This window comes from Mycobacterium sp. E802 (genome assembly GCF_001666875.1).
Lineage (GTDB): Bacteria > Actinomycetota > Actinomycetes > Mycobacteriales > Mycobacteriaceae > Mycobacterium.
In genome coordinates this window covers 77,396-94,653 of sequence record NZ_LZJD01000109.1, presented here as the reverse complement: position 1 = coordinate 94,653, position 17,258 = coordinate 77,396, and the positions used below count along the sequence as shown (strand labels likewise).

At 67.5% G+C, this 17,258-nt stretch carries 15 protein-coding genes; 9 read left to right on the top strand and 6 right to left on the bottom strand.

What is annotated here, in order from left to right:
* Positions 1-48: 48 nt before the first annotated feature.
* Together sucD and sucC are read right to left on the bottom strand one after the other, a co-directional pair.
* Complete coding sequence (gene sucD, locus A5699_RS16735) at positions 49-945, bottom strand: succinate--CoA ligase subunit alpha (protein ID WP_067771152.1); 897 nt, start codon at positions 943-945, stop codon at positions 49-51.
* A gap of 14 nt (positions 946-959) precedes the next feature.
* A complete protein-coding gene (sucC, locus tag A5699_RS16730) occupies positions 960-2,123 on the bottom strand; it encodes an ADP-forming succinate--CoA ligase subunit beta (RefSeq protein ID WP_067771149.1) in 1,164 nt (387 codons plus the stop codon).
* Between the two features lie 283 nt (positions 2,124-2,406).
* Here sucC and A5699_RS16725 point away from each other — a divergent pair, with 283 nt between their 5' ends.
* The 3 genes from A5699_RS16725 to A5699_RS16715 are packed head-to-tail and all read left to right on the top strand — an operon-like array spanning position 2,407 to position 5,086.
* Positions 2,407-3,495, top strand: a complete 1,089-nt coding sequence (locus A5699_RS16725; RefSeq protein ID WP_067771148.1) for a M23 family metallopeptidase — start codon at positions 2,407-2,409, stop codon at positions 3,493-3,495.
* Positions 3,496-4,143, top strand: coding sequence for a hypothetical protein (locus A5699_RS16720; RefSeq protein WP_067771146.1), 648 nt, complete (start codon positions 3,496-3,498; stop codon positions 4,141-4,143).
* Positions 4,144-4,180: 37 nt separating this feature from the next.
* Positions 4,181-5,086 (top strand): hypothetical protein, encoded by a 906-nt coding sequence (locus tag A5699_RS16715; protein ID WP_067771144.1) that lies wholly within the window; start codon positions 4,181-4,183, stop codon positions 5,084-5,086.
* Here A5699_RS16715 and A5699_RS16710 read toward each other — a convergent pair.
* The gene (locus tag A5699_RS16710) at positions 5,076-6,251 is read right to left on the bottom strand and encodes a cytochrome P450 (protein ID WP_067771143.1); all 1,176 of its coding nucleotides are present in this window, start codon (positions 6,249-6,251) and stop codon (positions 5,076-5,078) included. The two genes, A5699_RS16715 and A5699_RS16710, sit on opposite strands and share 11 nt — an antisense overlap.
* A gap of 197 nt (positions 6,252-6,448) precedes the next feature.
* Here A5699_RS16710 and A5699_RS16705 point away from each other — a divergent pair, with 197 nt between their 5' ends.
* The 5 genes from A5699_RS16705 to A5699_RS16685 are packed head-to-tail and all read left to right on the top strand — an operon-like array spanning position 6,449 to position 10,988.
* Positions 6,449-7,408, top strand: coding sequence for an ABC transporter substrate-binding protein (locus A5699_RS16705; protein ID WP_067771141.1), 960 nt, complete (start codon positions 6,449-6,451; stop codon positions 7,406-7,408).
* Complete coding sequence (locus A5699_RS16700) at positions 7,405-8,262, top strand: ABC transporter permease (RefSeq protein WP_067771139.1); 858 nt, start codon at positions 7,405-7,407, stop codon at positions 8,260-8,262. Before A5699_RS16705 ends, A5699_RS16700 begins: the two co-directional genes overlap by 4 nt.
* Positions 8,259-9,008, top strand: a complete 750-nt coding sequence (locus A5699_RS16695; protein WP_067771137.1) for an ABC transporter ATP-binding protein — start codon at positions 8,259-8,261, stop codon at positions 9,006-9,008. The genes A5699_RS16700 and A5699_RS16695 overlap by 4 nt, the downstream gene beginning before the upstream one ends.
* Positions 8,992-10,584, top strand: coding sequence for an FAD-dependent oxidoreductase (locus A5699_RS16690; RefSeq protein WP_067771136.1), 1,593 nt, complete (start codon positions 8,992-8,994; stop codon positions 10,582-10,584). The genes A5699_RS16695 and A5699_RS16690 overlap by 17 nt, the downstream gene beginning before the upstream one ends.
* Complete coding sequence (locus tag A5699_RS16685) at positions 10,581-10,988, top strand: ferredoxin family protein (protein WP_067771134.1); 408 nt, start codon at positions 10,581-10,583, stop codon at positions 10,986-10,988. The genes A5699_RS16690 and A5699_RS16685 overlap by 4 nt, the downstream gene beginning before the upstream one ends.
* Positions 10,989-11,047: 59 nt before the next feature.
* Here A5699_RS16685 and pcrA read toward each other — a convergent pair whose 3' ends face one another.
* On the bottom strand, positions 11,048-13,357 hold the full coding sequence (gene pcrA, locus A5699_RS16680) for a DNA helicase PcrA (protein ID WP_067771132.1): 2,310 nt from the start codon (positions 13,355-13,357) through the stop codon (positions 11,048-11,050).
* A 35-nt stretch (positions 13,358-13,392) separates the two neighbouring features.
* Between pcrA and A5699_RS16675 the strand changes: the two genes are divergently transcribed.
* Positions 13,393-13,671, top strand: coding sequence for a chorismate mutase (locus tag A5699_RS16675; protein ID WP_067771130.1), 279 nt, complete (start codon positions 13,393-13,395; stop codon positions 13,669-13,671).
* Between the two features lie 38 nt (positions 13,672-13,709).
* Here the strand turns inward: A5699_RS16675 and A5699_RS16670 are convergent, their stop codons facing one another.
* Together A5699_RS16670 and A5699_RS16665 are read right to left on the bottom strand one after the other, a co-directional pair.
* Positions 13,710-15,713 carry an acyltransferase family protein gene (locus A5699_RS16670; RefSeq protein WP_197508312.1) on the bottom strand — a complete coding sequence of 668 codons (2,004 nt, stop codon included), beginning with the start codon at positions 15,711-15,713 and terminating at the stop codon, positions 13,710-13,712.
* Positions 15,714-15,798: 85 nt separating this feature from the next.
* On the bottom strand, positions 15,799-17,247 hold the full coding sequence (locus tag A5699_RS16665; protein ID WP_067771129.1) for an NAD-dependent succinate-semialdehyde dehydrogenase: 1,449 nt from the start codon (positions 17,245-17,247) through the stop codon (positions 15,799-15,801).
* Between the last annotated feature and the right edge of the window lie 11 nt (positions 17,248-17,258).

The window sequence follows — 17,258 nt, the reverse complement described above, 5'->3', positions numbered from 1 at the left end:
GACACGCCGGGCGTGCGGGGACATCTGCGTCTGCTCGCGCAGAAAGAACTAGCTGAGCAGCTCGCGAGCCAGCTTGGCGGTCTCGGACGGCGTCTTGCCGACCTTCACGCCGGCGGCCTCGAGGGCCTCCTTCTTGGCCGCGGCGGTGCCCGACGAGCCCGACACGATGGCGCCGGCGTGGCCCATGGTCTTGCCCTCCGGAGCGGTGAAGCCCGCGACGTAGCCGACGACCGGCTTGGTCACGTTGGCCTTGATGTAGTCGGCGGCACGCTCTTCGGCGTCGCCACCGATCTCACCGATCATCACGATGATCTTGGTCTCGGGATCCTTCTCGAACGCCTCGATGGCGTCGATGTGGGTGGTGCCGATGACCGGGTCGCCGCCGATGCCGATGGCGGTCGAGAAGCCGAGATCGCGCAGCTCGTACATCATCTGGTAGGTCAGCGTGCCCGACTTCGACACCAGACCGATCGGGCCCTTGCCGGTGATGTTGTTGGGCGTGATGCCGACCAGCGACTCGCCGGGGGTGATGATGCCCGGGCAGTTCGGCCCGATGATGCGGGTCTTCTGACCCTTCTCGACGTTGTAGGCCCACGCATAAGCGCTGTCCTGCACCGGGATTCCCTCGGTGATGACCACCAGCAGCGGGATCTCGGCGTCGATGGCCTCGATGATGGCGTCCTTCGAGAAGGCCGGCGGCACAAAGGCGATCGACACGTCGGCGCCGGTCTCCTTCATGGCCTCGGCCACCGAGCCGAACACGGGCAGCTCGACGTCGTTGCCGTCCTTGTCGACGTGCTTCACGGTGGTACCGGCCTTGCGGGCGTTCACGCCGCCAACGACCTGGGTGCCGGCCTTGAGCATCAGCGCGGTGTGCTTGGTGCCCTCGCCACCGGTGATGCCCTGGACGATGACCTTGGAGTCCTTGTTCAGAAAGATAGACATTGTTGTTGGCTCCCTTACTTATTCGCCAGCTCGGCGGCCTTGTCGGCACCGGCGTCCATGGTCTCGGCCTGGATCACCAGCGGGTGATTGGCCTCGGCCAGGATGCGGCGGCCCTCTTCGACGTTGTTGCCGTCGAGACGCACGACGAGCGGCTTGTTGGCCTCGTCACCGAGCTTCTTGAGCGCTCCCACGATGCCGTTGGCCACCGCGTCACACGCGGTGATGCCGCCGAACACGTTGACGAACACGCTCTTGACCTGGCTGTCGTTCAGGATGACGTCCAGACCGTTGGCCATCACCTCGGCCGAGGCACCACCACCGATGTCGAGGAAGTTGGCCGGCTTCACGCCGCCGTGCTTCTCACCTGCGTACGCGACGACGTCCAGCGTCGACATGACCAGGCCCGCACCGTTTCCGATGATGCCGACGGCGCCGTCGAGCTTGACGTAGTTGAGGTCGTTCTCCTTGGCCTTGAGCTCCAGAGGATCCGTGGCGTCCTTGTCCTCGAACTCGGCGTGGCCGGGCTGACGGAAGTCGGCGTTGGCGTCGAGGGTGACCTTGCCGTCCAGCGCCAGGATCTGATCGTCGGGGGTGCGCACCAGCGGGTTGACCTCAACCAGGGTGGCGTCCTCCTTGACGAACACCTCCCACAGCTTCTGGATCGTCACCGCGGCGGCGTCGAGCACCTCGGCGGGCAGGTGGCCCTTCTCGGCGATCTCACGCGCGAAGGCCAGATCGACTCCCTTGACGGCGTCGACGGGAACCTTGGCCAGCCGCTCGGGCTTGGTGGCGGCAACCTCTTCGATCTCCATGCCGCCCTCGACCGAGCACATGGCGAGGTAGGTGCGGTTGGCGCGATCGAGCAAGAAGGAGATGTAGTACTCCTCGGCGATGTCGCTCGCCTCGGCCACCAGCAACTTTTTGACGACGTGGCCCTTGATGTCGAGACCGAGGATGTTCTGCGCGTGGGTGAGCGCATCTTCGGGGGTGGCTGCGTACTTCACGCCGCCGGCCTTGCCGCGGCCGCCGACCTTCACCTGTGCCTTGATCATCACGGGCTTGCCGATTTCGGTGGCGATCGCCTTGGCGTCCTCGGCCGAGTCGGTCACGCGGCCCGGGGTTGTGGGGACGTTGTGCTTGGCGAACAGCTCTTTCGCCTGATATTCGAAGAGATCCATGTGCTTCCTAGATAGGCGTTGTCTGTCTGCTTCGCTTCGAGCGCGCGCATCGAAGCTGCCCGGTCCGGTACCTCTGACGGGCCCGGGGGAACTTTATCCACCGCGCAGTGATGGATTGGCACCGCCTCCGGCTCATGTGGTAGATCTCACCGCCGATGACGGGTGATACGGATCACATTCCAGCGCGGAATACACACAGGAGTTGCCACCATCATTGGGATTTGGTTAACGTGCCTCTGGTCCAGATCACGTTCAGGTCACGACGAAGAAGGATTCTCGAGTCTTGCCGCAGCACCGTTCGTCCGCAGCTCCACGAGGAGTGCCGACGAGCGCACGCGAGCGCAGACCACTGTCTCCGGACGAACTCGACGCCGCGGAGATCACCGACATCATTCCGTTCAGTGCGTTCGACGATTTCGACGACGCCTCTGATGACGGCTCCAGCGTCATCTATGCCCCGGAACTCGACGATCTAAACGACACCGACGATCTGGTTCCGGTCCGGTTGGCCGTGCCGTCGCGGTTCCGTCCCGACGCCGGCAGTGAGCGCGGCTCGTCGTCACGCGGAGCGCGCACCTCCAGCCACGCCTACCGCGACAGCCACACCGACGTGAGCGACGGTATGGCCGCCACTGACGTCATCGATCTTTCCGGCCGCCGCGGCGGTGCCCACCGCAAGGAGCCCGCCGGCGCCCTCAAGAGCCGCCTGATGATCGCCGCGATGGCCGCGGGCGCATCCGCCGCCGGCGCCTACTCGTTCGGCAGCACCCCCGAGACGCAGGCCGACGACACCATCCTGGCGTCCGAGGGCACCCAGATCGAAGGTGCCTCGGTCACCGGCTCGGTGGACGGCATGCAGATCGTCTCGGTCGCCTCGACCGCCGACTCCCCGGTGCACGCCGAGGAGATCACCAAGGCCGCCGCCTTCGCCCAGGAGCGCGCCGAACGCGAGGCCCGGCTGTCCCGCCCGCTGTTCGTCATGCCGACCAAGGGCTACGTCTGGACCTCGAACTTCGGCTACCGCTGGGGCGTCCTGCACGCCGGCATCGACCTGGCCAGCCCCATCGGCACCCCGATCGCCGCCGTCTCCGACGGCGTGGTGATCGCCGCAGGTCCGACGGCCGGTTACGGCGCCTGGGTCAAGATCCGCCATTCCGACGGCACCGTCACGCTCTACGGCCACATCAACACCTGGCTGGTCAGCGTGGGCGACCGCGTGATGGCCGGTGACCAGATCGCCACCGTCGGCAACCGTGGCTACTCCACGGGTCCGCACCTGCATTTCGAGGTGCTGCTCAACGGCACCAACCGCATCGACCCGGTGCCGTGGCTGTCCAAGCGAGGACTGAGCGTCGGCAGCTACGTTGGCTGAGTGAGCGACGACGGCCAGTTGCCAGCCGATCAACCCGACGAAGACGACGACCGCACCCGCATCATCCGGCGACAGCCACAGGCTCCGCTTTCTCGGCCTGAACCGATTGGCGCCGATCCCAAGACGAGCATCATTCGCCGTCATCCCACCGGCGCCATTCCCAGCGCAGCCGGCGAGGAACCACAGACCGGCCTGATCGGCGACCTGCCCGACGAAGCCGTCACAAGCTACGTCCCGCACGCCCGGCCCACGATCATCCCCCGCACGTCGGCGAGCACCGATCCCCGAACGGCGATCGCGGCCGCCACCCTGGCCATCCTCGGTGGTTGGGCCACCGGCGTCATCGCCACCGATCTGATCGCCGGCTGGTGGCGCACCGACCGATTGTTCTGTGTGGCCATCGGTTTTCTGGCGGCGATCTCGGCCGCAGCAACCATCGGCGGGCTCATCGCATTGTTGCTGCGGCGCCGGATGGGCCGGCTGCTGGTCGTCGTCGGCGCGGTGATCGGCCTGCTGATCTTCGGCAGCTTGTTCATCGCGGGAGCGCAACTGCATCCCGTCGTCTATGCGATGCCGGCGCTCCCGCTGGCTGCCATCCTGTTCACAGTCCTGCCCTCGACGGGGCGCTGGGCCGCGCGCGACAAGTAGTGTCCGACGCGGCTGCGGCCGCTGTTAGGTTGACGCAATGCGTCCCGGTGCGATGGCGGTGGTAGTCCTTTCATATATCGGCGGCCTGTTGGGCATCGCCGCCGCACTGCGCGCGCTGATCATGGCCTGGTACGTCATGGGCTACGGCTTCAGCACCGATCCACTGCGGGTAAGCCACTCGATCCTCAACCTGATCGCACTCGTTGCGGTCACCGCGACGCTGTTCGCCGGCGCGGCGTTGTCGAGCCGGCGCAACCCTCGGGGTCGTACGTTGGTGATCGTCGGTTGTGCTGCGGTGATTGGGTTGTCGCTGATCGAATTCGCGATATGGGTCGGCCGCGATTTCCTGGTGTGGACGGACCAGGGGGCACTCGGTGTGACCCGTTGGGTTTGGTTCGGCGTGTCGATCATGACGCTGGTCGTCTTGGCCCTCGCGGGGACTGAAACCCGTTCCGTTGCCGACGATCCTGAGGGGGTGGAGCTCGGCGGCAATCGGGCACCCACCTTGCTCGTCGCGGTTCTGGCGATGGCGATCGCCGCCTACCACCTATGGCAAGCCAAGAGGCAGTTCGACTCCAGCCTGCTCTACATCGCCGACTTGACGGACCTCCTGCCGACGACGCCGAGCGCGACGTGGGCGCTGGCGATGATCGAGCCGCTGGCGGTCTCAGCCATTGCGGCAGCGGTGCTGGTTGTCGGCGCGGTGCTGCTCTTCCTCGGAGTCGCCGCGGGCAGCTACGTCGTGATCGCCGGCTGCATCATCACCGTGGCGCAGGCCATCTTTGGCTGGACCGACCTGGATCGGGTCTTCTATGAGATCGGAGCCGCCGACCTGCTCACGATCTTCGCGCCCCGAACCGCATCAGTGGTTGTCCTCACGCTCACCGTGCCGGTGGTCACCGCGGTGTTGGCGGCCGCCAGGACGCGTGTCCCTAGAACGTGACCGGCATGCGCGCCCACCCACGCACACTGGAGGTGCGCGCGCGAAAAGCGTTGGCGTAGTCGACTTCCCAATCGGTCCACCGTTTGAGCACCTCTTCGATGGCGACGCGGGCCTCGAGCCGGGCCAGCGCCGAGCCCAGACAGAAGTGCAGACCCTGGCCGAAGCTCAGGTGCCCACCTTTGCGGTGGATGTCGAACCGGTCGGGGTCGGTGAACTTGGTCTCGTCCCGATTGGCGGATCCGTTGAGCAGCAACATGTACGAGCCTTCGGGTATGGCCCGCCCGTAGAGGTCGACATCCTCGGCGACGTACCGGGCCTGCACCGGTGAGGGCGGTTCGAAGCGCAACGTCTCCTCGACCGCCCCGGGGATCAGACTCGGATCGGCGACGAGTTCGCGTCGTTGGTCGGGATGGTCCCCGAGCAGCTGTCCCATGAAACCGATGAGCCGGGCGGTGGTTTCACCGCCCGCGCCGGCGATCATCGCGGTGTAGGCCAGCACCTCGGTACGTTCCAGCTTGCGCCGGGTCCCGTCGGGTTCGTCGATCTCGGCGTTGAGAAGCTCGGTCATCAGGTCGTCGGAAGGATGGGTGGACCGCCATTCGATGTACTCGGAGAACATCGCCAGGGCGTCGGCGAAGACGGTCGCGTTGACGTCGGTGGTGTCGTCGGAAAGCGCGATGTTCTTGTCGGTGCCCGCGCGGATCTGCTCCTGACCCTCCTCCGGGATGCCCAGCAGATAGCCGATGGTTCGCATCGGCATGAACGCCCCGAGGTCGGCGACGAAGTCGAACCCGTCCTGCTCGCGCAGTGGGTCGAGAGCCTTGGCGCAGAACCCACGCACCAGGTCCTCGACGGCCAGCATCCGCCGGGGCGTGAACACCCGGGACAACAGCCGACGGTGAAGGTCGTGCAGTGGCGGATCCTCGAACAGCAGGATGCCCGGCGGCACCTCGATACCGCTGAACAGAATGTCGGCAGTGGTGCCCCGCCCGGACCGGTAGGCCTGCCAATTGGGCAGCTCCCGCGCGACGTCGTCCCACCGGCTCAGCGCATAGAAGTTGTACTTGTCGTTGTAGTACAACGGCGCTTCGCTTCGCATCCGCTTCCAGACCGGATACGGGTTGTCGTCGATGTCGTTGTCGAACGGGTCGTAGTAAAGCTCCATCACATGTTGAGTCGTCACCGATCCGGCTCTCCGTCGTCCGTACCAAATAGTTGTTCCAACGTACTGTGCGACCACCGGCCGGTCAATCGCCGTTGTAACCAGCCTGATCGAAACCGTCGCCCGCAATTGCCGACGAGGCGTCTACTGGGGCCGATTCGCGTGTGTACGCTCCTGACCCTCCCGGAGGCCCGCTGCCCATGTTCAACCGCTTGCTGCGCACCGCATTTGTGCTGTCCCTCCTCGCCACCGCAGTCGCCTGCAGCAGCGAGGGCGACGAGGCGTCGGGCTATACCCTGCGCGTCGGGGCCACCTCGGTGACCGGGACCCCGGCCGGCTCGCTGGGCTGGGGTGATCGCCAGGGCATCCTGACCGAGCAGCTCAAATCGGCCGGGGTCGGCAAGATCGAATACTCGTTCTTCCAGTCCGGCAGCGATGTCGCCTCGGCCCTGTTCGCCGGCGCCATCGACGTCGCGGCCATCGGCGACAACCCGGCGCTACGGGCCCGCAGCCGGGACCCGAAAGTGGTTCTGCTGTCCCTGGATTCGGTGAACGGCGACGCCTGGCTGGTGGGCGCCAAAGGGGGCCCCACCGACATCAAGGGTCTGGTCGGCAAGGACATCACCGCCCCACAGGGCACCATCCGTGATCGCGCCGCCCGCCAACTGATCGACGCCGCCGGACTCACCGACCAGATCCACGTGCGCGACGTGCCGACACCCGAGTCCATCGCCGGGCTGAGCTCCGGGAAGATCGACGCCACGATCCTCACCGGCGCCAGCGCCGCCGAGCTGGAATCCAAAGGTTTCCCGATCATCGACAGCCTGTCGCGCCACGGGTTCGGCAGCACCGGCACCAACATCGCGCTGCGCTCGTTCACCGACGCCCACCCCGGGTTCACCGAGGCCTGGCAGCAGGCAGTCACCGCGGTCAACCGCGACATCACCGAGAACTTCGACGACTATCTGACGTGGGTCGCACAGACCGACGACACCGATCTGCAGTTCGTCCAGAAGTCGACGCGCCCAGAGGAATTCAACACCGAGCCGTTCCCCGCAGTCGGTGTGGACCAACTCGACGCCGCCTACACGTTCCTCAACGCCGACGGGTCGTTCGACCACGAGTACTCGGTGCGGGAGTGGGCCGGGGGTCAGTCATGACGAGCGCGACGGCCGTCCGGGCGCCGTCGGCGAGTCCTGAACTCGTCGAGGTCGTCGGGGACCGCAACCACCGAAAAGGCTTGTGGGCACGAACCCCCCGGCCGGTGCGCCGGCTGATGAGTCCGGTCCTGATCCTGGCGGTCTGGACCATCGGCTCGGGCACCGGGCTTCTCAACACCGACCTGTTCCCACCACCGGCGCAGGTGGCGGCCACCGCGTGGCGGCTGCTCAGCGACGGCCAACTCGCCACCCACGTCGGCGCCTCGGGTGTCCGGGTGCTCACCGGCACCCTGCTGGGCATCGTGATCGGCGTCCTGCTGGCCGTGGCGGCCGGACTCACCCGCACCGGTGAAGACCTGCTCGACTGGACGATGCAGATCCTCAAGGCCGTCCCGAACTTCGCGCTGACCCCGCTGCTGATCATCTGGATGGGCATCGGCGAGGGACCCAAGATCGTGTTGATCACCACCGGGGTCGCCATCGCGATCTACATCAACACCTATTCCGGAATCCGGGGCGTGGACCGGCAATTGGTCGAGATGGCCCAGACCTTGGAGGCGTCGCGGACCACGCTCATCACCCAGGTGATCCTGCCCGGCGCGATGCCGAACTTTCTGGTGGGCCTGCGGCTCGGACTTTCCAGTGCGTGGTTGAGCCTGATCTTCGCCGAGATGATCAACACCACCGAAGGCATCGGCTACCTGATGTCGCGGGCACAGACCAACCTGCAGTTCGACGTCTCACTGCTGGTCATCGTCATCTACGCGGTGGCCGGCCTCCTCTCCTACACGCTGGTGCGGGTCCTGGAGCGGGTTCTGTTGTCCTGGCGCAACGGCTTCGAAGGCGTCTCGTGAACGCACCGGTGGTGCAGGTACACGGACTGCGGAAGGCCTTCGGTGACCAGCAGGTGCTCGAGGACCTCGAATTACACATCGCCGACGGTGAATTCGTCGCGATGCTGGGCCGGTCCGGATCGGGCAAGAGCACGCTGCTGCGCGTTTTGGCCGGCCTCGACGACGACGTCACCGGGTCGGTTTTGGTACCCCGGTCTCGCGCCGTGGTGTTCCAGAATCCACGTCTTCTACCGTGGCGGCGTGCGCTGGCCAACGTGACGTTCGCCCTGTCCGACGCCGGACCCGACGCGCCCAGCCGTACCGCGCGGGCCCGCGCCGCGCTGGAGGAAGTGGGGCTGGCCGAGAAGGTCGTCGACAAAACCAGAGCGTGGCCACTATCCCTGTCCGGTGGTGAAGCGCAACGGGTTTCGTTGGCGCGGGCGCTGGTGCGCGAACCCGATCTACTACTGCTCGACGAGCCGTTCGGGGCGCTCGATGCGCTGACCCGGCTCAAGATGTACGGGCTGCTGCACGAGCTGTGGGCCCGCCGGCACATGGCGGTGCTGCACGTGACCCACGACGTCGACGAGGCGATCCTGCTGGCCGACCGCGTGGTGGTGCTCTCCGGTGGGCGGGTCTCACTCGACCGGCACGTCGAATTGCCCTTCCCCCGCACCCGCAGCGACGACGGCTTCGACGACCTACGCCGCGTCCTGCTCGCCGAACTCGGTGTTCGAGAGGAGGTGGGCCATGACGGCTCCCACTGACACTGACGCACTGAGCACCGATGTCCTGGTGATCGGCGGCGGGCCCGCGGCGACCTGGGCGGCCGTCTCCGCCGCCGAATCCGGGGTCCGGGTGATCCTGGTGGACAAGGGCTATTGCGGCACCAGCGGAGCGACGGCCGCGGGCGGCAACAACCTGTGGGCGATCCCACCTGGCCCGCGACGGGAAGAATCCGTGCGCGAACGCGAGCTGGCCGCGGGCCGGATCACCGACTCGGAGTGGATGTTCCGGGTGCTGGCCACCTCGTGGGACCGGCTCGAACACCTTTCCGAATGGGGGTATCCGTTTCCGGTCGGTGCCGACGGGCGGGAGATGCGCAGCAGCCTGCAGGGCCCGGAGTACATGCGACGCATGCGTCGCAAAGCCCATCGCAGCGGGGTACGCATCCTCGACCACCACCCGGCGCTCGAGCTCACCGCCGACCGCGACGGCGTCATCACCGGCGCCACCGGCATCGCCCGTCAGGACGGCGGCCGCCCATGGCAGATCGCCGCGGGTGCCGTCGTACTCGCCACGGGCGGGACGGCCTTCCTGTCCGGAACCTTCGGCACCAACGTCGACACCGGCGAGGGCCTGCTGATGGCCGCCGAGCGCGGGGCGCACCTGTCCGGCATGGAGTTCTGCACCGCCTACGCGCTGGCTCCAGAATGGGGTGTGCACACCAAGGGCCGAATGCTGCAGTGGGGCAGCTTCTATGACGAGCACGGCCGGCCCTTCACCACCCAGCGCGGGCTGAGCGGACGCCAGGACGCGCAGCGGGCGTTGACCCAGGGCCGACGTGTCTTCGCCCGGCTGGACCGGGCACCCGAACACATCCGCCAGACCATGCGCGATGCCCAGCCGAACTACTTCCTGCCGCTGGACAAGGCCGGCATTGACCCGTTCACCACGGCCTACCCGGTGCGGATGGTCTACGAGGGATCGGTGCGGGGCACCGGCGGGTTGCGCCTGACCGGACCCGACTGCGCCACAACAGTTCCCGGGCTGTACGCCGCCGGTGATGCCGCGACCCGTGAACTCATCACCGGCTCACTGTCGGGCGGCGGTAGCCGCAACGGCTCCTGGGCGATCGCCTCGGGCACCTTCGCCGGCCGGGGTGCGGCGGAGTTCAGCCGCGGCAGGTGGGTTCATCCAGGCGGGTGGGCCACACCGGTGCGACCGTCGCGTTCAGGGGGACCGACCGTGGACGAGGTGGTGGCCGCGGCCCAGGCACATATCCTGCCGCCGCAGCGCAGCTATCTGAAAACCGGAGAGCGGCTGGCCGAATCGGCCGCAGCGCTGGAGAGTGTGTGGCGCGACATCGCCGACGGCCTGGCCCCGGTGCCGGCCCGGGAAATCTACAAGCAACGGCAGGCCCAAGCCATGATCGCCGTGGCGCGGTGGATCACCGCCGCCTCCCTGGCCCGCCCCGAGACCCGAGGTCTGCACCGCCGCGAAGACCTGCCCGATTCCGATCACCACTACGAGCACCGCATCCTGGTCGGCGGCCTGGACACGGTCTGGACTACACCGGATCCCGTTGCGCCCCGCCTGGTTTCGGCGGAGGCGGTGGCATGATCGAGATCGTCAGCTCGACGGCCTGCATCAAATGCGACGTCTGCATCAAGGTGTGCCCCACCGATGTCTTCGACCGCGGGGCCGACGGGGTGCCGGTGATCGCGCGTCAGTCCGACTGCCAAACCTGCTTCATGTGTGAGGCCTACTGCCCCACCGACGCGCTCTACGTCTCCCCGGTGTCGTCCCCCGTCGGCGCCGACAGTCCCCACGCGTCCGAAACCGTGGTGCGGGACGTCGGGTTGTTCGGCGGCTACCGGGCGATGGTCGGCTGGGGCGGCGGCCGCACCGCGGGGTCACGGCTGGACCAGAACCCGGTGCTGACCGCGGTTCCACCCCTGGCCGAACCACGCCTGCCGGCCCCGGCGGTGTTGGCGGACGAGCCCTGGCATCATGCCGCTCGTTGACTCTTCGTAGGCGGCGCAGAAGTGCGAGAGACCAACGCCGTCAGCGCAGAGTCAACGGCTCAGAGTTTCTGGATCGGCGCGTGGTTGTGCATGAGCTTGACTCGGCCGGCACTGCCGAAGTCGATCAGGGACATCGCCGATTCGCCGACACCCGAGACTTCCTCGACGCGGCCCAGGCCGTACTTGTCGTGGGTGACGCGGTCGCCGGGGGTCAACGTGATCACCGGCCGGTTGCGGGCGGCGGCCGGCCGCGACGGTGACGGGCGTGGCGTGCCGTATCGCCCGGCATTGCCGACCGGGGCGCTCAGTGACGACGACGGCTGTTCCACACGCCGCCAGTTGATCAGGTCTTCCGGGATCTCCCGCAGGAACCGGGATTCCGGGTTGAGCATCGGCTGGCCCCACGACGAGCGCACCTTGGCTCGCGACAGGTACAGCCGCTTGCGGGCCCGGGTGATACCGACATAGGCCAGCCGGCGCTCCTCGGACAGTTCGTTGGGGTCGCCCAGGGCCCGCATGTGCGGGAACATGCCGTCCTCCCAGCCGGTGACGAACACGGCCGGGAACTCGAGCCCCTTGGCGGTGTGCAGCGTCATCATCGTCACCACACCCGCGCCGTCCTCGGGGATCTCGTCGGCATCGGCGACCAGCGACACCCGCTCGAGGAACTGGGCCAGCACGCCGGTGTCCGGGATGTCCTCGTCGACCGGCTCCTCTTCGGCCAGGGCCCGGGCATTTGCCAGGTCAGTACTGAATTCGTGTGCGACGCTGACCAATTCGTTGAGGTTGTCCAGCCGGGCCAGATCCTGCGGGTCGCTGGAGGCTTCCAACTCACGGCGGTAGCCGGTGCGTTCCAGCACGGCCTCGACCAGATCGCCGAGCTCGTCGTCGAGCTTGCCGCGCAGCGAGTCGAGCAGCTGCACGAAGCTCGCGATCGCCTTTTCCGAGCGGCTGTTGAGCATGGGGACCCGGCCCTCGGCGGCGGCCTGCAACGCGTCGTTGAAGCTGGAGCCGGTGTTCTCGGCGTACACCGCCACGCAGGCCTCGGCCCGGTCCCCGATGCCGCGGCGCGGCGTGTTGAGGATGCGGCGCATGCTCACCGAGTCCCCCGGATTGTCCAACACCCGCAGGTAAGCCACGATGTCGCGGATCTCGCGGCGCTCGTAGAACCGCACCCCGCCGACGACCTTGTAGGGGATGCCGGCGCGGATGAACACCTCCTCCAGCGCACGCGAGGAGTTGTTGGTGCGGTAGAACACCGCGACATCACCGTATTTGAGGCCCTCGCTGTCGGCCAGCGCGTCGATCTCCTCGGCGACGAAGCGGGCCTCGTCATGCTCGTTGTCGGCCACGTAGCCGACAATCAGCTCGCCCTCGCCCTCCTCGGTCCACAGCCGCTTCTCACGCCGACCGGTGTTGCGGGAGATCACCGAGTTGGCCGCGTTCAGGATGGTCTGGGTGGAGCGGTAGTTCTGTTCCAGCAGGATCGTCGTCGCGTCCGGATAGTCGCGCTCGAAGTCCTCGATGTTGCGGATCGTCGCGCCGCGGAACGCGTAGATGGACTGATCGGCGTCACCCACCACACACAGCTCCGAGGGCGGCACGCCGTCGTGCTCGTCGAGGTGATGGCCCACCAGCTCGCGCACCAACACGTACTGGGCATGGTTGGTGTCCTGGTATTCGTCGACCAGAACGTGGCGGAACCGGCGCCGGTAGTACTGCGCGATCTGCGGGAAGGCCTGCAAGATGCCGACCGTCTCGCCGATCAGGTCGTCGAAGTCCAGCGCGTTGGCCGCCCGCAGCCGGCGCTGGTATTCGCCGTAGACCTGGGCGATGATGCCCGCCATCTCCTCGGCGGCTTCCGAGGCCTCGGCCGCGGCCTGCTCGGGCCCGATCAGCTCGTTCTTCAGGTTCGAGATGCCGTTGGCCAGCAGGCGCGGCGAGTACCGCTTGGTGTCCAGGCCCATGTCCTTGCCGATCATCATCAGCAGGCGCCGGGAATCGTCGGAATCGTAGATCGAGAAGTTGGAGTTCAGCCCGGGCAGCAACGAGGCCTGGTTGCGCAGGATCCGCACGCAGGTGGAGTGGAACGTCGAGACCCACATGTTGCGGGCCTTGGGGCCGACGAGCCCTACGACACGCTCGCGCATCTCGGCGGCGGCCTTGTTGGTGAACGTGATGGCCAGGACCTGGCCCACCCCGACGTCACGCGCCGCCAGCAGGTAGGCGATGCGGCGCGTCAGCACCGCCGTCTTGCCCGAGCCGGCGCCCGCGACGATCAACAACGGCGACCCTTCGTGCAGCACCGCCTGGCGTTGCTGCGGGTTCAGGCCGTCGAGAAGTGCATCAGTTTCGGTAGCGAGCGTCATCTTGAGTTCAAACTTACCGCCGAGCGGGGACAGTTTTGCGTTGGCACGGGCTTGCCTGGGACCATCGAACCGTGCCCGACATTGATGACCTGCGCCGCGAGATCGACGAACTCGATGCCACCATCCTTGCGGCCGTACAGCGCCGCGCCGAGGTCTCCAAGGAGATCGGCAAGGCCCGGATGGCGTCCGGCGGAACCCGGCTGGTGCACAACCGTGAGATGCAGGTCATCGAGCGGTACAGCGTGCTCGGGCCCGAGGGCAAAGACCTGGCCATCCTGTTGCTCCAGCTCGGCCGCGGCCGGCTCGGCCATTAGACCCAGCCGCCTCGGCCATTAGACCCGGCCACTGAGCCTTACTTCGCGGGCGTCTTCAGCGAGTCGATCAACCACGGCGTCAGCCACTTCACCGCTTCAGCGGTCGGATGGACGCCGTCGCTGCGCATCCGCACCCCGTCGATCTTCGCGGTGTACTTGCCGTCCGGGTTCAGCTTGGCGTTGAAATCCAGCACCGAGACGTTAGGCCGTTTCGCGGCCACGTTGCGCAGCATGGTGTTCCAGGTCTGCACCCGGCCCGGCTGGTCCTCCGGATACAGCGTTCCGTCGGACCGCTCACCGCGCCGGTTGTAGGGCGCCGTGGTCACCACCACGCGGGCGCCGGTCGAGCTGAGGATGTCCAGTGCGCGTTGCAGCTCGCTCTTGAGGTAAGCGTCGTAGCCGTCGTTGCCGATGTGCGCCCAACGTCCGTGCCAGGTGCGGTCGACGACCTCCCAGCGACCGATCATCAGCAGCACGGTCTCGGGGCGGTCATGTTTGATCCGTTGTGCCCAGCGCTCGGGCCAGGAATCGCATTCCGGTTTCTGGTTGAGCGTCTCGCCGGCCGACCGGTACGGCCCGCCGCGGGCAATGCCGCAGCCGATCGTCGTGTAGTCGCTGAAGTGGAATCCCGGGGTGTTGGGCAGATAGCGCATCAGGGTCCAGGCCACCGAGTCACCGAAGACGGCGACGGTCCGCGTGCCCGGCGGCAACGCCGGCGCCGGTCCCACCGGAACGGCCCGTTCGGCGCCGACGTCCTGTTCGGATGCGGCGGCGGCCAACACGTCGGGGCCCGCGGGGCGGGTCGGCACACTCACTGGGACGACCGTCATCGTCACCACCGCCGCGGTGGCCACGGTGGCCCCGGCCAGGCGCAACATCGGCACATGCTCCGGGCGCCAGTGCCGGATCGGCTGCTCGATCGCCCACCACGACACCCACGACACCGCGATCGTCACCGCGCACCGCAACGCCAGCAGGGACCAACCGGACAGGCCGGTGCGTTCCCCGTTGAGGATCAGGAAGATCGGCCAGTGCCACAGGTAGACGCCGTAGGAGATGACCCCGAGGGTGACCAGCGGATACCAGGCCAGCGCGCGGGCCACGTAACCGTCCTGATCGAGCGCGACCGGCGCCACGACGAGCACCGCGCCCAGGGCCACCACGATCAGCAGGCCATGGCGGAATTCGGCGGCACTTCCGGTGGCCAGATGCGCGGCCGCACCGAGGACGAGCACGCCCAGCACCGGGAGCGTCCAGGCCACCCACCGTCGCCACCGGGCCCGGATCAACGTGCCCGACACCGTCAGCGCGGACCAGTCGCGCACCAGCAGCGCCGCGGCGGCCGCGCCCACCAGCAGGGCCTGGGCCCGGGTGTCGGTACCGAAGTAGACGCGGTTGAGCAGGCCGTCGTCGCCGGACAGCAGGATCGCCTCGACCGCCGAGGCGACGACACCGAGCACCGCGAGCACGAACACGGCCGCACGCACAGCCTGTGGCCGACGGCGGCGCAGCGCCAGGGCCGCGGCCAGCACCAGCAGCGGCCAGATGACGTAGTACTGCTCCTCGACCGCGAGCGACCAGGTGTGCTGCAGGGGCGACGGGGTGGCACCCTGGCTGAAGTAGTCGGTGTTCCCGGCGACGAACACCCAGTTCGCCATCCAGAAGAACGCCGCGACCGCATCGTCGCGAAGTGAGTCCACCGCGTCGGACGGGAACAGGTCGCGGGCGATCACCACGGCCAACGTCATCAACACCATCGCCGGCAGCAGACGCTTGGCCCGCCGGATCCAGAAGCCCTTGAGGTCGATGCGTTCGGTGCGGCGGTACTCGTCGAGCAACAGCGAGGTGATCAGGAATCCGCTGAGCACGAAGAAGACATCGACACCGATGAACCCGCCGGCCACGCCGGGCACTCCCCCGTGGCCGGCCAATACCAGGGCCACGGCGATCGCGCGGATGCCGTCGAGCGCGGGGATGTCCCGCCGGATGGAGGCACGCCAACGCCGACCGGCAGCACGGACTGGCGCCGCAGTCAACGTCATTGCCTCCCGTCTTGGCCTTGAGCCCCAGAGTTTAGGGGGACTCGGGCGCCGAATCGGGAAGGCGCGACGGGAGATTCTGCGTGGGTTACTTGGTCAGCGCGATGTACTTGGTCTCGAGGTATTCCTCGATACCCTCCGACCCGCCCTCACGGCCGAATCCGGATTCCTTGATGCCGCCGAACGGTGCGGCCGCATCGGAGATGACGCCGCGGTTGATGCCGACCATGCCGGACTCGATACCCTCGGCCACCCGCAGCGCCCGGTCCAGTGACTGGGTGTAAACGTAAGCGGCCAAGCCGTATTCGGTGTCGTTGGCCGCGGCCACACCCTCTTCCTCGGTGTCGAACCCGGTGATCGGCGCCACCGGACCGAACACCTCCTCCTTGAGGATCCGCGCGTCGGCGGGCACATCGGTGAGGACGGTGGCCGGGTAGAAGTTGCCCGGCCCACCGGGGGCGACGCCGCCGACCGCGACGGTCGCGCCGCGCGAGACCGCATCGGAGACCAGTTCCGTGACGGTGGAGACCTGCTTGGAATTGATCAGGGGGCCCAAGGTGGACGACGGGTCGATACCTTTGCCGAGGGTGAACTCGCTCATCCGCTTGACGAGTTTCTCGGTGAACTCCTCGCGCACCGAGTTGGCCACGTGGAAGCGGTTGGCCGCGGTGCAGGCCTCGCCACCGTTGCGCATCTTGGCCAGGATCGCGCCGTCGACCGCGGCGTCGACATCGGCGTCGTCGAACACGATGAACGGCGCGTTGCCGCCGAGCTCCATCGAAGTGCGCAGCAGGGTGTCGGCGGATTGCTTCACCAGGGCCTTGCCCACCCCGGTCGAGCCGGTGAACGTCAGCTTGCGCAGCCGGCCGTCGTCGAGGAGCGCGGTGGTGACCGCCCTGGGGTCAGTGGTCGGCAGCACCGAGAGCACGCCCTTGGGCAGGCCGGCCTCGTCCATCAGCTTGGCCAGCAACAGCATGGTCAGCGGAGTTTCCTGCGCGGGTTTGACGATCATCGTGCAGCCGGCGGCGAACGCCGGGCCCATCTTTCGGGTGCCCATCGCGAGCGGGAAGTTCCACGGCGTGATCGCGTAACACGGGCCGACGGCCTGCTGGGTGACCAAGATGCGGCCGGTGCCGGCCGGGGCCGGGGTGAAGCGTCCGGCGATGCGCACCGCCTCCTCAGAGAACCAGCGGAAGAACTCGGCGCCGTAGGTGACCTCACCCTTGCTCTCGGCGAGCACCTTGCCCATCTCCAGCGTCATCAACGCGGCGATGTCGTCGGCCCGTTCGGTGATCTTCTCGAACACCGAACGCAGGATCTCGCCGCGGGTGCGGGGTGCGGTCGCGGCCCATTCGGCCTGCACGGCACACGCTGCGTCCAGCGCAGCGACCGCGTCGTCGGGGGTGGCATCGGCGACCGTGGCCAGCACCTGATCGTCGCTCGGGTCCAGCACGTTGAACGTCGAGGCGGCCTGGCGCTCCTCACCGCCGATCCACAGTCCTGTGGGCACGGATGAAATCAAGTCTTCAAAGGCCATACATCAATCAT

What these genes read in the sequence shown, in the direction of transcription:
- A5699_RS16665 (WP_067771129.1), bottom strand. Translation starts at nt 17,247, where the DNA reads ATGGCCTTTGAAGACTTGATTTCATCCGTGCCCACAGGACTGTGGATC.
- sucD (WP_067771152.1), bottom strand. Translation starts at nt 945, where the DNA reads ATGTCTATCTTTCTGAACAAGGACTCCAAGGTCATCGTCCAGGGCATC.
- A5699_RS16685 (WP_067771134.1), top strand. Translation starts at nt 10,581, where the DNA reads ATGATCGAGATCGTCAGCTCGACGGCCTGCATCAAATGCGACGTCTGC.
- A5699_RS16705 (WP_067771141.1), top strand. Translation starts at nt 6,449, where the DNA reads ATGTTCAACCGCTTGCTGCGCACCGCATTTGTGCTGTCCCTCCTCGCC.
- A5699_RS16670 (WP_197508312.1), bottom strand. Translation starts at nt 15,713, where the DNA reads ATGACGTTGACTGCGGCGCCAGTCCGTGCTGCCGGTCGGCGTTGGCGT.
- A5699_RS16715 (WP_067771144.1), top strand. Translation starts at nt 4,181, where the DNA reads ATGCGTCCCGGTGCGATGGCGGTGGTAGTCCTTTCATATATCGGCGGC.
- pcrA (WP_067771132.1), bottom strand. Translation starts at nt 13,357, where the DNA reads ATGACGCTCGCTACCGAAACTGATGCACTTCTCGACGGCCTGAACCCG.
- A5699_RS16710 (WP_067771143.1), bottom strand. Translation starts at nt 6,251, where the DNA reads ATGGAGCTTTACTACGACCCGTTCGACAACGACATCGACGACAACCCG.
- A5699_RS16700 (WP_067771139.1), top strand. Translation starts at nt 7,405, where the DNA reads ATGACGAGCGCGACGGCCGTCCGGGCGCCGTCGGCGAGTCCTGAACTC.
- sucC (WP_067771149.1), bottom strand. Translation starts at nt 2,123, where the DNA reads ATGGATCTCTTCGAATATCAGGCGAAAGAGCTGTTCGCCAAGCACAAC.
- A5699_RS16690 (WP_067771136.1), top strand. Translation starts at nt 8,992, where the DNA reads ATGACGGCTCCCACTGACACTGACGCACTGAGCACCGATGTCCTGGTG.